Source organism: Dyadobacter sp. CY345, assembly GCF_021502725.1.
Classification (GTDB): Bacteria; Bacteroidota; Bacteroidia; order Cytophagales; family Spirosomataceae; genus Dyadobacter.
The window spans coordinates 742,159-757,672 of sequence record NZ_JAKFFS010000004.1; the positions used below are offsets into that span (position 1 = coordinate 742,159).

Annotated in this window: 13 protein-coding genes and 1 rRNA gene; 4 read left to right on the forward strand and 10 right to left on the reverse strand. The window is 40.7% G+C overall.

What is annotated here, in order from left to right:
- The first annotated feature begins 282 nt into the window (after positions 1–282).
- Complete coding sequence (locus L0657_RS20530; protein ID WP_235152631.1) at positions 283–3,189, forward strand: TonB-dependent receptor domain-containing protein; 2,907 nt, start codon at positions 283–285, stop codon at positions 3,187–3,189.
- An 89-nt stretch (positions 3,190–3,278) separates the two neighbouring features.
- Here L0657_RS20530 and L0657_RS20535 read toward each other — a convergent pair whose 3' ends face one another.
- From L0657_RS20535 to L0657_RS20580, 10 genes are all read right to left on the reverse strand, one after another.
- Positions 3,279–4,223: a proline dehydrogenase family protein gene (locus L0657_RS20535; protein WP_235152632.1), complete on the reverse strand. Its 945-nt coding sequence runs from the start codon at positions 4,221–4,223 to the stop codon at positions 3,279–3,281.
- Positions 4,224–4,405: 182 nt separating this feature from the next.
- Positions 4,406–5,338: a hydroxymethylbilane synthase gene (gene hemC / locus L0657_RS20540; RefSeq protein ID WP_235152633.1), complete on the reverse strand. Its 933-nt coding sequence runs from the start codon at positions 5,336–5,338 to the stop codon at positions 4,406–4,408.
- A gap of 80 nt (positions 5,339–5,418) precedes the next feature.
- On the reverse strand, positions 5,419–5,778 hold the full coding sequence (locus tag L0657_RS20545) for a type II toxin-antitoxin system HigA family antitoxin (protein ID WP_235152634.1): 360 nt from the start codon (positions 5,776–5,778) through the stop codon (positions 5,419–5,421).
- Positions 5,756–6,079, reverse strand: a complete 324-nt coding sequence (locus tag L0657_RS20550; protein ID WP_235152635.1) for a type II toxin-antitoxin system HigB family toxin — start codon at positions 6,077–6,079, stop codon at positions 5,756–5,758. The genes L0657_RS20545 and L0657_RS20550 overlap by 23 nt, the downstream gene beginning before the upstream one ends.
- A 47-nt stretch (positions 6,080–6,126) precedes the next feature.
- Positions 6,127–7,029 (reverse strand): 30S ribosomal protein S6--L-glutamate ligase, encoded by a 903-nt coding sequence (rimK, locus tag L0657_RS20555; RefSeq protein WP_235152636.1) that lies wholly within the window; start codon positions 7,027–7,029, stop codon positions 6,127–6,129.
- 6 nt (positions 7,030–7,035) lie between these two features.
- Positions 7,036–7,530: a RimK/LysX family protein gene (locus L0657_RS20560; protein ID WP_235152637.1), complete on the reverse strand. Its 495-nt coding sequence runs from the start codon at positions 7,528–7,530 to the stop codon at positions 7,036–7,038.
- Positions 7,527–8,645 carry a DNA polymerase III subunit delta gene (locus L0657_RS20565; RefSeq protein ID WP_235152638.1) on the reverse strand — a complete coding sequence of 373 codons (1,119 nt, stop codon included), beginning with the start codon at positions 8,643–8,645 and terminating at the stop codon, positions 7,527–7,529. The genes L0657_RS20560 and L0657_RS20565 overlap by 4 nt, the downstream gene beginning before the upstream one ends.
- 150 nt (positions 8,646–8,795) lie before the next feature.
- On the reverse strand, positions 8,796–9,989 hold the full coding sequence (locus tag L0657_RS20570) for a putative sugar nucleotidyl transferase (protein WP_235152639.1): 1,194 nt from the start codon (positions 9,987–9,989) through the stop codon (positions 8,796–8,798).
- Positions 9,990–10,116: 127 nt separating this feature from the next.
- Entirely contained in the window at positions 10,117–10,383 is a 267-nt protein-coding gene (locus L0657_RS20575) for a type B 50S ribosomal protein L31 (RefSeq protein ID WP_235152640.1), read from the reverse strand.
- Positions 10,384–10,515: 132 nt separating this feature from the next.
- Complete coding sequence (locus L0657_RS20580; protein ID WP_235152641.1) at positions 10,516–11,430, reverse strand: sugar phosphate isomerase/epimerase; 915 nt, start codon at positions 11,428–11,430, stop codon at positions 10,516–10,518.
- Positions 11,431–11,884: 454 nt separating this feature from the next.
- Between L0657_RS20580 and L0657_RS20585 the strand changes: the two genes are divergently transcribed.
- The 3 genes from L0657_RS20585 to L0657_RS20595 form a co-directional block, all read left to right on the forward strand.
- Positions 11,885–14,329, forward strand: coding sequence for a ribonucleoside-diphosphate reductase subunit alpha (locus tag L0657_RS20585; RefSeq protein WP_235152642.1), 2,445 nt, complete (start codon positions 11,885–11,887; stop codon positions 14,327–14,329).
- A 140-nt stretch (positions 14,330–14,469) separates the two neighbouring features.
- Entirely contained in the window at positions 14,470–14,664 is a 195-nt protein-coding gene (locus L0657_RS20590) for a hypothetical protein (protein ID WP_235152643.1), read from the forward strand.
- Positions 14,665–15,407: 743 nt separating this feature from the next.
- Positions 15,408–15,514 (forward strand): 16S ribosomal RNA (locus L0657_RS20595); the annotation flags it as partial.

The window sequence follows — 15,514 nt, forward strand, 5'->3', positions numbered from 1 at the left end:
ATCAAACCAAGTTAAAAATCGACAGATCGGCAAAGAGCGTCTATGAGCGAATTTTCATAAAAGCCTGAAAAGATCAGTAAGGTAACAGTTCCTGTAATCCTTCTGAAAAACATGTGATTAGCAAAACGAAATTTGCCATTTCATAATTTTCACTTCGATCTCGTCGGTTAGAAATGCCGATTGATCGGTAGAACCCTGCTCTTTATCTATTGCCTTTTTTTAACTGATGATTTGATACTTATTTTGAACTTGATTTATACACGATATATTGCCCAATTCATCATGAACATGATAAAACGATTTACATTATTAGGACTAATCCTCGGACTGACAAGCACAGCATTTGCGCAATTTGGTGGCGGAGGTGGCGGCGGCGGCCGTCCAGGCGGTGGTGACTTCCAGCGCGGCGGTGATCGCCAGAAGGCGGTTATTCCGGGAACAATTGACGATGCGCCGAAAGGAAATGGTAGGATAAAAGGTATTTTGGTAGATTCTCTTAGTAAGAAGCCTGTTGAATTTGCTGCGCTGGCTCTTGTCGACGAAAAAACGAATAATCCGGTAGACGGCACTACAACGGATGAAAAAGGAGCTTTTGATATGACAAAAGTTGCTTCCGGAAATTTCAAAATCCTTATTTCTTTTATTGGTTATAAAACAAAAACAATCAAAGGAATCAAGATTGACAAAAAGACTGAACTTGATCTTGGATCAATAATTCTTTCACCTGATGTTGTGCAGTTAAATGAGGTACAGGTTGTCGGAATGGCACAGCTGATCGAAGAAAAGGTGGATCGCCTGGTTTTCAATGCTGAAAAAGATATAACAAGTAAAGGTGGCGATGCGAGTGATGTAATGCGTAAAGTGCCGATGCTTACCGTGGATTTGGACGGAAATGTTTCTTTACGAGGTAATTCGAATGTCCGGGTTCTTATCAATAACAAACCTTCAACAATGGTAGCTACCAGCGTTGCGGATGCGTTAAAACAAATTCCGGCAGATATGATTAAATCTGTCGAGGTGATCACATCTCCCTCTGCAAAATATGATGCAGAAGGTTCTGGTGGTATTATTAACATTATTACCAAAAAGAGCACGATTCAGGGTGGTACTTTAAATCTTGATACAGGTGTTGGTAACCGTGGTTCTAATTTAGGTTTGAGAGGAAATTACCGTACAGGTAAACTTGGTTTCAGTCTTGGTGGTTTTGGCCGTTTCAACTATAACCAGCCAGGAAGAACAGAAAATTTACAAACAGGAGATAATTTCTCAATCGAGCAGACAACGACTTCGAAGAATAATGGTGCTTTCGGATCTTATAACTTTGGTACGGATTATGAAATTGATCCAAACAGTACCATTTCTGCCGGTATCCGTTACGGTTTGAGAAATAGTATTACGCCGCAGACAATCAATACGAATAACACCCGCAACGGCGTCACCACTTCTTCATACCGTGACGTTGATGTGAAAGACTTGTCAGGAACATGGGATGTCAACGTTGATTATATTAAAACACTTAGCAAGCCACAGCAAGAATTAAGTATACTTGGGCAGTATAGCCGCAATAACAGGACAAATGATTTTGACGCCGATCTTTATACTTACAAAAGTGGCGTGGCAGAATTCCTGGGACAATCGGGGAATAATAATAAAAGCTCTAACCAGGAAAGTACAATTCAGCTTGATTATCAGACGCCGATTAAAAACAACCAATTGTTAGAGGTTGGAGGAAAAGGAATTTTCCGTCAGGTAATAAGCCGTTTTGATTATTACGACGAAGTAAATACGCCAAGTCCGTCAAGCAGCCTTGATTATGATCAAAATGTAGCGGCCGGATATGTTTCTTATACCTTGACTACAAAAAGCAAGTTTACATTTAAAGGGGGAGCCCGTTATGAGTATACGGCCATTAATGCGCAACAAGGTGAAGTTGACCTGAACTTGCCAGCCTACGGGAACCTGGTTCCAAGTTTAAATCTTTCCAAAACTTTTGGAAAAGGACAAACGGTTAAGCTAGGTTATAACCGCCGTCTGCAACGTCCAGGGATTCAATTTTTAAACCCAAACGTCAATGCTGCAAACCCGCAAAATATTACTGTGGGTAATCCAAACCTGGATCCGGAATTAACAGATAATATTGAATTAGGAACAAGTTTCTTCAAAAACAGCTTGTATGTCAATGTTTCAACTTTCGCTCGTTTTACGAACAATTCGATAGAAAATATTCGTACAACAAACGAAGCTGGGGTGATTACGACGACGTATGGAAATATTGGAGACAAGCAGAATTACGGTGCCAATATCTTCGGAAACCTTACACTTTTCAAAATCTGGCAGGTAGGCGGAGGAATGGATGTCTATTATGTTAATCTGAAAAATAATAGTCCTGATGCAGCCTTGCAGTCTAGCAATAGCGGATATGTGGTAAGCGGTCGTTTCAGAACAGGCGTTACGCTGAAAGGTGGCTGGGGAATCCAGGGTGGTGGATTTGCCAGAGGTAAAGAAGTTCAGTTGCAAGGTTCTGCCGGCGGTTTTAGAATGTATGATCTTGGTATCAAAAAAGATTTCAAAAATAAAAGAGGTAGTGTAGGTTTAGCAATGGAAAATTTCCTGAGCGATGCGCTTAAAATGAGAACAGACCTTTCTTCGTCAACCTTTAACCAGGTAAGTACAATTTATCGCTATAACCGCGGCTTCCGTATTAACTTCTCATATCGCCTTGGAAAAATGACTTTTGTTGAAACAAAAGCACGCAGAAGAAAATCGGTTAATAATGATGACCAGAAAAGTGATGGCGGCGGTAATGACGGTGGCGGACAAATGCAGCAAGCTGCACCAGCCGTAACACCAGCAATAACTCCGGGGGCAGGAGGACGTCCGGCAGGAATGGGTAACAGGCCACAGGGACAGCCTGGATCTAACGCACCTCAAACCAGGCCAGATAGTGCTTCACGTATGCAGCCAGGAATGAATATTCCTCAAAAGGCTGACAGTATGCAGCAAAAAATGGATAGTTCGCAGGTTATGCCGGGTGCAACAATTCCGCAGACACCAGCTGATAGTACAAAGATGCCGCAAAGGACAATGCCGGCTGATACAACGCAAAAAGTGCCGGCAGCGGTGATCCCGCAAACGCCGGCTGACAGCACAAAGAAACCCACAGATTCTATTCCTCCGATTAAAAATTAAGAATCGGCTTTCATGAAAAAATAGAGGCTGTCTCGGAGTTATCTGAGACAGCCTTTTTTATATTAAACCGGATCTGGTTTTGTTTAAAGTCAGTTTTTTGCAACTATATCTGCAACGGCCTGAAATAAATTCAGGGGATATTCCGCGATGCGGTTGCATAAGTACAGATACCATTCCCGGCCATAAACAAAATACATTTTAGTTGGATAACCTTCATTTTTTAATGCTGTTAATTGCGAAGTCTGAATTCCATAAAGGCTTTCGAATTCGTAACTATTTTTCTCAGGATTATGCAGACCAATAAGTTTTTTAACTTCCTGCTGAATTTTATCGTCATGCGTGGCGACGGAGCATTTATGGTTTGCAGACATTAGTTTGTCTATGTATCCCAGGTAAATTTCGTCCAACATTTCTCCTCTCGGAATTGAAAGGCCTGCGGCTGTTTCAAAAGCACCTTTCACGATCCGAATTCTTCCTTTTTCTTTTATTATGTCCTCGAAATCGTCTTGCGTTCTGTATAGATAGGCTTGCAACGTAACAGCCAGGTTATTATACTTTTTTGAAGCCTGCATGTAAGTTTCAAGAATGTGATCTGTCTGTTCCGTTCCTTCTGCACTGATGATGACCTCAATATTTCCACCCGACGCAGCCTCACATACGGTTAGCAAATTCTGTAATCCTAAATCTCTGGAAATGCCTAGTCCAATATGAGAAAGATCAAGGGATATAGTTGAGTTTAAATTTTGGGAAATAATTGACTGACAGATATTCACGAATTCTGTGGTTGCTTCGGAAGCTTCAGGTTCAGTCTTTACATTTTCGCCCATAAATTCTATGGAACATTTGAACCCGTTGATATTTTCGGTAATTACTTTCCAGACCGTTTCTTCCAGTGTTTCACCACCAATATAGCGGTTTGCAGCTTTTTTTAGAATCTTGAAAAGGACATCATTGTTTAATAAAAAATCCTTGGCTTCTTCATTCAGAGCAGCTTTTCTTAATGCCTCGGCACCGATATTCAGCAAATTTTCCATGTTATGGCAAATAATATTTAAATTCAATATTGATCACTTTAAACGAAATGAAAGTTAATCGTTACGATTTTAATACGCCATAAACCGCTGTTCCGGTAGGTAACTATTTGATAAAAATCCATTGAACGGAAACAAAAAAAGCTGCCTCTTTGAAGCAGCTTTTTTATCATTAGGAAATTATTTTAAACCACTGGATTTTGGCTGCGAATTTCCTGTAAGATACGATCCGCACCGGCTTCGATCAATTCATCGGCCAGAGCGGTGCCAAGTTCTTCCGGAAACGCAGGCGAGCCGCTTTCAGAACGGCGAATAATTTCTTGTCCGTCCAAGCTGACAATCCCACCTGAAATGTTAATTTCATCATGTTTTAGGATGGCCAAAGCAAAAACCGGTATACTGCATCCACCTTGAAGTCTTTTAAGGAAAGCCCGCTCAGTTCTCAGGCAAATTTCCGTCGGTTCGTGGTTAAGTAATTGTTTCAGAACTGTTTTTTTCTCATCTGATAATGAAACAGCACTTTCAATCGCAACACTTCCCTGGCCCACAGCGGGCGTGAATTCATCTAATAACAAATGTTCAGCAATCGCTCCATCATATTCCATGCGGTGAACGCCGGCATAAGCTAATAGTAAAGCGTCACATTGTCCTTCCTGCAATTTTCTGAAACGTGTCTGTAAATTGCCTCGCATGTCAACAATTTTGATATGCGGATAATAGTGTTTTAAAATCGCAATGCGGCGCGTTGAGGAAGTACCCACAACGAAAGATTCTCCGCTTTGCAACGAAAGACTAGTATTATAACTTACCAACACATCGTTGGCATGTTCCCGCTCAGTGAAGGCAATTAGTTCAAAATCATCATCCAGAGAAGATTGAAGATCCTTTGCACTATGTACTGCGATATCAATATCACCGATTCTAAGCTGATCTTCCAATTCCTGAGTGAAAACCCCTTTGCTTCCGATTTTGGATAAAGAACGGTCAAGAATTTTATCACCTTTTGTTTCTATAATAACGATTTCCGTAGTCACGCCTCCTTTTTGAAGAAGGGTTTCAACATGATATGCCTGCCAAAGCGCCAGTCTACTACCACGTGTTCCTATTTTGATATGCATGATTTTCTGTAAGCTGTTAGCTTTTTGGCTATTAGCGCTTTTTATTTAAATTCCGGAAATGAGAATAACCAGTATGTATACTAATATGGCTGAATAAGGACCTCTGCCGGAATTTGTAATTTTTCGTTTAATTTTCTAATCATCGCCAGGCTAAGTTTCCTTTTGCCTGAAAGTATTTCTGATTTACGTGAACGATAGCCCAGTATTTCTGAAAGATCATTCTCTGTCATATCCATTTGATCCAATCTGAATTTGATTGCGTCTAATGGATTTGGCTTGGAAACAGGAAAATGGACGGTTTCATAATCTTTTGCAAGTATAGATAATATCTCCAACTCATCAGACTCCGCAGAATCTGGAGCCATATACATTTGCATTAAAGAATAAATTCTTTTCAGTGATTGCTCATATTGTTCATCATTTTTTATTGGAGCTATCATATCCTATCGTTTTAGCATCTATCTGGTCGTATTCCTTGTGTGTTCCAAACCAAACTATGAATACAATTTTTAATCTGAGCTCTATATCGACAATAAGTCTATACGAATTACCATGAATATTGAAAATTACCCGCTTATTGGTCAGAACAGATGCGTTCCGGTAATGAACCTTCAATTCATTTGGTGAATTCCAATCAGCCGATTCAACTTCTTCATACCAGGACAACAAAGCTTGTTTTGCTTGCGGATAATTTTCTCCAAATGTCTTTAAAGTTTTAACCGCAATTATTCTCGTAAGCAAGAACAAAGATAAACAATGTTACCGTATTGGTTACGAGTTAAAACAAATTAAACCCCAACCGTATCACCTTCATCTGTAACTATTTTCTCTTCAATGTAAGCAACAATCAAAGAGGCAACATCGATCCCGCTGATTTCTTCAATTCCTTTTAAACCAGGCGAGGAATTTACCTCCATAACCAACGGCCCTCTTTCCGATTGTAATAAATCAACTCCTGCAATTTTAACGCCTAGTGCTTTGGCAGCCGCAATTGCAGTATGCTCTTCTTCAGGGCTCAATTCCACCAATGACCCTTCACCGCCACGGTGCAGATTAGAACGAAAATCTCCCTCATGTCCCTGACGTTTCATGGCAGCCACAACCTTATTCCCAATCACAAAAGCACGGATATCAGCGCCCTTGGACTCAGCAATAAATTCCTGAATTAAAAAATTCGCTCGCAGGCCATAAAATGCTTCAATAGTTGATTTTGCCGCTTTGGTAGTTTCGGCCAACACCACACCAACGCCTTGTGTTCCTTCCAGTAATTTGATGATAACCGGCGGTCCGCCGACCATATGAATGAGCTCGTTTACCTGAGCTGGATTTTTAGCAAAAACAGTTTTAGGAATATCGACACCGGATTTCGCAAGCACCTGCATACTTCGCAACTTATCTCTGGACCGTAAAATCGCTTGGGATTTAACAGTCGTAAATATTTTCATTAGTTCCAGTTGTCGGACCACAGCGCAGCCAAAAGCATTTACAGAAGTACCGATTCTTGGAATGACAGCGTCAATTCCCTCAATTGGCTTTCCTTTATAAATGACAGTTGGTTTCCCTCCTTCAATCATCACAAAACACTTGACATGGTCAATTACCACAGCCTGGTGACCTCTCTGTTTGATTGCCTCCACCAGACGCCTCGTTGAATAAAGTTCAGGATTGGTGGATAATACGGCGATTTTCATATAAATCTATTGGATTAAAATAGTAGGGTTGGCCTCAGGATCAGTCTTTTTTTTAAGTCTGATTTTCTCGGCATTTTGTTTGAAGGAAAGATCTTTTTGTGAGACATCGACGATGAAACGGCCTTTAAGCAATTTTCTTCCGAGCAATATCGGATAGCTCATTTTTTTGCGATTCGCTAATGAAAATTCAGTACGTATTTTCCGGCCGAAAAGAGTGATCTGCGTTTTGATCACATATCTTTTTTCTTCTTTCCCTGAGGAATTGCGGACAACTGTTTCTTTAAATTCACTGACTGTGAAGGATTGCCCGGGTGCGCCTCTTTTTGAATCCAGATAAAAGCAAAGTCTGGTCTCGTCGCCGTCCTTAATGAGGTTGACTTTTGCACAATGGATGGACGACGTTGCCGCACCCGAATCCACACGAACCGGAACTTTATACCAGCCAAGTTCCGGCAGGTCCACAATGTCAGTAGCTCCGATAAGCTCAATCTGTTTTTTCATCTGCGTTGAAAAAATGGTGCAATAGTTAAGGATAAATCAAGAAATACCATTTTTGCTCTTACATTCCTTTCAATATGGTAATATGCAACGTTGACTTCCTGAACCATATTTTCCAGTGCGTCGAAATTAACTGCCTTGGAAAAATTCTGCACGAAAGTAAGTTCTTCCTCCGGAACCCGCAACAACTCGGCAGCTCCCTGGCTCCACACCAACATATCGCGGAACAATCTGAGGGAATATTCGAAAAGCCCTTTTTGCTTTTCTTTATTCATTGCATCAAAATTATCAGCAAGTTTTACCAAACTAGCCACGTCGAATTTATAACAATACCGCATCCATTCAGCAAACCATGCTGATCTGTCATCGGAAGTTTCGTTGACAAGGCGCAGCGCTTCTGACAGGTTTCCATCAGAAAGATACGTTATCTGATTTGCAATATTCTCACTAACAGATTGTTGTTTTAAAAACGAGCGAACTTCTTCATCAGAAAAAGCCGGAACAGCAACGCGCTGCGTGCGGGAAATGATTGTGGTTAATAACCGATCCGACTGATCGCTGACTAACAGGAAAAGTGTTTTATATGGCGGTTCTTCCAGGATTTTCAGCAAGGCATTTGCCGAAGAGGCATTCATAATTTCCGGTTTCCATATTAAGAGAATTTTATATTCACCCTCATAAGATTTAACAGAAAGTTTTTTTAGGATTCCCCGAGCTTCTTCCACAGAAATATTCCCCTGTTTGTTTTCAGCATTGATAAAATCCAGCCACTCCGGAAGAACCCGATAAGGGGTATCAAGCAAAAAACTCCGCCATAAAGGCAGAAACGCTTCACTCGTATTTCCATTAACCTTTTTCGATGTGGCAATCGGAAAAATAGAATGGAAATCGGGATGAATTAATTTATTCATTTTAGCGCAGGAAGCACAAACTCCGCAAGCGTCTTCTCCAGTCCGGTTTTCACAATTGATATAGGTAGAAAACGCAAGTGCCAGAGCTAATCCTCCGCCACCGCTCGCTCCATCGAACAACAGGGCATGCGCCAGGTGGCTGTTTTGTACAGAGCGCCTCAGCGTTGTCTTTATATTTTCAAGTCCTGGGATGTCTTTAAAAAGCACTTTAAAAGCGGATTAATAATTTGTCCGAATGCAATAGCGACTTGACGTTTTACGCTTTCGATTCTCTGGTAACAAAAGTAACGATGAAAGACACGATAAATGTCAAAAGATCGAACTTTAACAACACGATAAAACGCGTAGGAGTTAAAGTCAGGAGTGTCGTTGGGGTTTGGTTTGATCAAATACGTTCGTCATGACATCTTTGTGACTTTCTGTAAATACGATCTGGCGGCGGCCAACTGTATCCGCAGCTACGGCAATTGCTTTTTCAAGCCTGTATTCGCTGAATCCCTCCGCGTTGCCGCCCCATGAAAATGAAGGAATATGCTTTGGTTGAAAACCTGCACCAAACACATTTACGCTTACGCCAACAACGGTTCCGGTATTAAACATGGTAGAAATTCCCGCTTTGGAGTAGTCTCCCATGAACAGACCACACTTTGTCAATCCGGTATTTTCGAGGTCGTTTGTTGCGTAGTTATGCAGCTTAACCTGTGTATGATCATTTTTGAAGTTCGAGTTGTTCGTATTTGCACCAAGATTACACCATTCTCCCAGAACTGAATTACCCAGATAGCCTTCATGGTCCTTGTTGCTGTAACCAAAAATAACCGATCCGCTGACCTCTCCCCCAATTTTGCAAAAAGGACCTATACTGGTATTGATTCTGATTTTTGCATTCTGTGCCACAGCCGATCCTTCGCCAATTGCAAACGGTCCCTGAATGGAGGCTCCTTCCTGTATTACAGTATTTTTACCGATATAAATCGGGCCATTTTCTGCATTCAGAATTGCTGCTTTGATGTTAGCTCCCGGTTCAATGAAAATACGATCTCGTTGGTAACAACGCGTGTAGGGATCGGTGATTGGTTCAGATTTTCGGGACAAAATGATTTGGTCAAAATCGGAGGTAATCTGGTTACCATTATTAATGAAAATGTCCCAAATTTGACGGATTAGAAGGTTGTTACCTGAAAATTCTTTCTTTTTCAATGAGAAAACAGAATCCGGTGTCCAATTTGCTGACGAAGTTCTGACAGCAAGTATTTCCTCGTCTCCGTTGCAAAGAACTGTCTCCGAAGGTAACTCAGACAAAACTTCTACAAGGTGAGAATCCGGGCACAATGATCCGTTGATGAACAGGTTGTCATTAGTTGTAACCAGCGGGAACTGCGCGCGAAGTGAAGATTCGGTTTGATAGGAAATAGTAGTGCTAAGCCATTTTTCCCATTTTTCACTAAGCGTATGAATTCCGCAACGAATGGCCGCTACCGGGCGTGTGTAAGTAAAAGGTAAAAGTTGCCGGCGAAATAGCGGATCGTCGAACAGGATGATATTGGGCATATACAATGTGAAAGTATGTAAGTCCAAAGTTCGTCCATTTTTTTGGTTCGGGCAAAAAAAGAAAGCAGTCCCTGACAGCTTTCGCTTTGAGACTGCTTTCTATAAAGCACTTAATCAATAATAAAAATTAAGCTTCTGCTTCAGTAGTTTCTTTTGTACCGTAACGTTTTCTGAATTTATCAACACGTCCCGCAGTATCAACAAGTACATTTTTACCTGTGTAAAATGGGTGAGACTTAGAAGAAACCTCAACTTTGTATACAGGATAAACTGTTCCATCTTCCCAGGTAATATTTTCGCTGGTTTCGATTGTCGAGCGTGTAATAAATTTAAAGTCACTGGATAAATCCCAGAATACTACTTCTCTGTAATTGGGATGAATATCATTTTTCATTTGTATATGCAATTATGTGTTTCGATACAATTCTCAAAAAGGATTGCAAAAGTAAAAATTCTTATCTATTAAACCAAGCAAATCTGAGTTATCTTTCTCAATATCTACGCGATAAATATAAAATATTACGAATCAGACCTCGCTGAGCTGCTTTTGAAGCACTTCAATCCCCTTTTTAGACTGACTGTCAAAGTCCTGATAAACGAAACATTCGATCGAAAGCCCACCCTTATATTTGATTTTTTTCAATGCACTAAGATATGGTCTGAAATCGTCACCGGCGACACCGGGTGGAGTGCGATTCTGTTTTTCAGCGATATGGCAGTGAACTATATGTTTACCGAATTTGATGATCTGGTCAGCAGGTTCGTCTTCTTTTAACATGTGGAAAATGTCGCAAAGCAGCTGAAACGACGGACTATTAACGGCATTAATTATTTCAACTCCTTCTGAAAGACTATTTATAAAATTAGTCTCGCCCCGGTTCAAAGGCTCCAATGCAATCGTTACACCATGTTTTTCAGCGAGCGGAGCCATTTTTTTGCTCAACTCGATATGTTGCAATTTTGCCTTGTCACGGTCAAATCCGTCTGGAATCACACGGGATGCTCCGCTTCCAAAAACAATATATTTTGATCCGCATTCTTTTGCCCGTTTCAGAGCAAGATCGGTGCGTTTTAAAATAGCCTCGTGATTAGCATCGGGTCCGAGCGTTTTCAAATCTCCGGGCAACAAAATAACATAAGACCTTATAGGAAATTTTTCCTCTTGCAGCTGCTGAAGATTTTTGGCATATTTCAAGTCGCCATCCTTTGGTATTAAAAATCCGCCAACAGATTCCTCAATATAAGAGCAGCCATAACTTTTCAGCATTTCAGCTTTTTCATAGGAGGCGTAGACACCAAGGGGCAGTGAAAATTTAGCACCGGATTCGTGATATGCCATGGCTTCTGCAAGCGTTCCTGCCCCCAGCGATAGGCCGGCATAGATTCCGGCAGATTGCTTCAAAAACTTTCTTCTTGATTGTTGTTCAAAAGGCTGATCCATATCGATGATTTTTTGAAAAGTATAGGTGGAAATAAAAAGGTTAGACTATTATAGTATGAATACAAAAAGTATAACTAAATGTGAAAAGTTTGCAAATTTTAAAATACGGACAAAAATTATTTAATGGTAATGTACTGAAAATCAGATATTATAATTGTAATTATTTTGAATTTACAAAGCATACCTCAAAAAAAAGTTAACAAATTTTTCAACTGAATATTTATTAAAATTATTTTTGGTAAACGTATTAAGGTTGGTTTTTGCTAATCGACTTGTTCTAAGATTCTTAACAATTTCATAATTTGTACTATCCCTGCAAAGCCCTTTTTTACCTTAAATTACCGTTTGCAGATTCGATTAATTTTCAGTTATTTCATGAAAATATTATCCCTCCCTTCATTATCATAAACAACTAAAAATCACTTTCACCTCAGAAAAAGAAATTGACATGTCCATGTACGTAATAAAGCGTGACGGTCGCCGTGAGTCGGTAAAATTCGACAAAGTGACTGCCCGTATTGAGAAACTGAGCTACGGCCTAGATAATAATTATATCCAGCCCATAGAAGTAGCTAAAAAGGTTGTTTCGGGTATCTACGACGGCGTCACTACTGCCGAACTTGATAACCTTGCTGCTGAAACAGCCGCTTCCATGACTACTAAACATCCGGATTATGCTATTCTTGCTGCCCGGATCGCGATCTCAAATCTTCATAAAAACACATTGAAGTCGTTTTCGGCAACAATGAAACGTCTTTATACTTATGTCGATGCCAAAACCGGTGAAAATGCTTCGTTGATTTCAAAGGAAGTCTATGAAGTAATTCGCCAGAATGCATCGCTGCTCGATTCTACAATCATATATGACAGGGATTATGCCTATGATTATTTTGGTTACAAAACCCTTGAAAAATCTTATCTACTTAAAGTTGACGGTAAAATTGTAGAAAGACCCCAACAAATGTTGATGCGCGTTGCTATCGGTATCCATCAGGAAGACGTACAATCGGCGATTGAAACGTATCATTTGTTGTCTGAAAAGTGGTTTACTCATGCAACGCCAACATTGTTCAATGCAGGAACGCCGAAGCCGCAAATGTCTTCTTGTTTCTTGCTGACGATGAAAGAAGATAGTATTGAAGGGATTTATGATACACTGAAACAATGTGCGCTTATTTCTCAGTCGGCTGGCGGTATCGGTTTGAGCATACATAACGTACGTGCGACCGGTTCTTATATCAAAGGTACCAATGGAATGTCAAATGGTATCGTCCCAATGCTTCGTGTATTTAACGATACTGCCCGTTATGTTGACCAGGGCGGTGGAAAACGTAAGGGTTCTTTTGCTATATATATGGAGCCGTGGCATGCCGATGTCTTCGATTTCCTTGATTTAAGGAAAAATCATGGTAAAGAAGAGCAGCGCGCACGTGATCTTTTTTATGCCATGTGGATTCCTGATTTGTTCATGAAACGTGTTGAGGCAAATGACACCTGGTCATTATTCTGCCCGCATGAATGTCCTGGGCTAGCAGATACACATAGCGCAGAATTTGAAAAGCTTTACGAAAAGTACGAGCTGGAAGGCAAGGCAAGAAAAACAATAAAAGCGCAGGATCTTTGGTTTGCCATTTTGGAATCACAGATAGAGACTGGTACACCTTATATGTTGTACAAAGATCACGCAAACTCAAAATCGAATCAGAAAAATTTAGGTACAATTAAGTCTTCAAACCTTTGTACGGAAATCATGGAGTATACCGCTCCGGATGAAGTTGCGGTTTGTAACCTGGCTTCAATCGCTTTACCGAAGTTTGTGGAAATGCAGGCGGATGGATTTTTCCGTTTTGATCACCAGAAATTGTATGAGATCACCAAAGTGATCACACGCAACCTGAACAAAATAATTGACCTGAATTATTACCCAGTTCCGGAAGCTGAAAAAAGTAATAAAAGACACCGTCCGATTGGTATCGGTATTCAAGGGTTGGCAGATGCTTTCTGCATGATGCGCATGCCTTTTGATTCTGATGAAGCGCGTCAGTTAAATAAAGATATCTTCGAAACAATTTATTTCGGAGCTATGGAATCCTCTATGGAGTTGGCTAAACTTCATGGACCTTATGAAACATGGGAAGGCAGTCCGATATCACAGGGGATTTTCCAGTTTGATATGTGGGGTGTAAAACCAGAAGGTAATCATTGGAATTGGGAAAAGCTGCGTAAAGAAGTTGTTCAGAACGGTGTTCGCAATTCATTGTTACTAGCGCCAATGCCGACGGCTTCGACAAGCCAGATTTTAGGGAATAATGAGTGCTTCGAACCATTTACATCTAATATATATGTAAGACGCGTTCTTTCGGGAGAATTTGTTGTTGTTAATAAATATCTTTTGAAAGATCTGGTAAGACTTGGACTTTGGAATGAGGACATGAAAAATAATCTTGTTCGCGCCAGCGGTTCTGTTCAGGCGATTCCAAATATTCCTCAAAACATTAAAGACCTATATAAAACGGCCTGGGAGATTAAGCAGCGCAGTATTTTGGATATGTCTGCTGACAGAGGTGCGTTTATCTGCCAGTCGCAGTCGCTTAATATATTCCTTGAAGAACCGAATTTTGGAAAACTCACGTCGATGCACTTTCATGCATGGAAGAGTGGCCTGAAAACGGGGATGTATTATCTGCGTACGCGCGCAGCTTCTGCTCCTGTTCAATTTACGTTGGGCAAACAAGCGGAAGCGCAGATTGAGCCGGTAACAGAATTGGTTGCTGAGAAAGAATTAAATTACATTCAATACGCAGAAGATCATACAAAACCGGTCACGCCACGTGATAGTCGTGCCGATATGCAATGTTCGCTGGATGACCCGGAAGGATGTGAGGCTTGCGGATCTTAATAGAACAAATTACAATATAATGAACGGGCTCTCAGTTTTAATTGGGAGCCCGTTTAGATTTAGGGGCATTGCTATGGTTGCAAATTACAACTGTACCAATTTCTGTATCTAAATGTGTATAAAAATTTGACGATAGATTTATGAAAACATATATGACATTTCTCAGAGCGGCTCTTCTGCTCACGACGATTAGCTCATTAGCACTTGGAGTATTGTTCTCCTATCAGCACTGGGCTGGAAGTAACAATTTGTTATGGATTGGTTTATCGCTTTTCATGATTATGGTTGGAGATCATTATCTGAGCAAGAGGATTCTTTTTAAACGTAAAGAGTGACTCAGGAGATCACGATTAATAGAGTTTGTTTTTATGCGCTCAAAAAAGCAATCGATAGGGCATAGACTGTTTTAGATATGTGTTGATCATTTTGAAGATTGATATATGCAGCTCCACCTCAGAGCTTCCTGTTTTAGCCAAAATCAAATCCCGCAGTTTCCAGGCTCCTTCGGAGCCTCCTGTTTATAGCCATCGATTTCGCGAACTTTCTCCTGGCTCCTTCGGAGCCACCTGTTTATAGCAATAAATAAGACCTAGCTTCTTCGGGCTCCTTCGGAGCCTCCTACGAACCATTCGCAAACCTGCCAAGCTGAACAAAACATTCCCCTACCTTATATATATGAAAAAAACCCACAAACAAACCCACCATCAAACCCAACCTCCCCACTACTATAAAAGAACCCACAACCGCATTCCCATCCAATTTAGCCCCATTTCCGTACCCCAACCCAACCCCATAAAAAAAACTTCAAAATATTTTCGGGGCACATTTTCCTCATTTTGAGCTTTTTACAAATTATTTCAAAAAAAAACTGAAAAATACTTTTGCCTTGTACTTGCGTATGAAAAAAAAGAGGTGCACCTTTGCACTCCCAATCGGGTAGTACGGTGCTGAAAACGATCAGCGCAACGAGTTTCGGAAGACGCGAAGCAAAGTTCTTTGACATGATGAAGAGAGTAACAAGATAGTTCGTTTAAGAAGATAACGTGGAATTTTTCGGGATTACCACAAAACAAAATTTACAATGGAGAGTTTGATCCTGGCTCAGGATGAACGCTAGCGGCAGGCTTAATACATGCAAGGCGAGGGGGCAGCAATGTCACCGTCGTACGGGTGCGTAACGCGTAT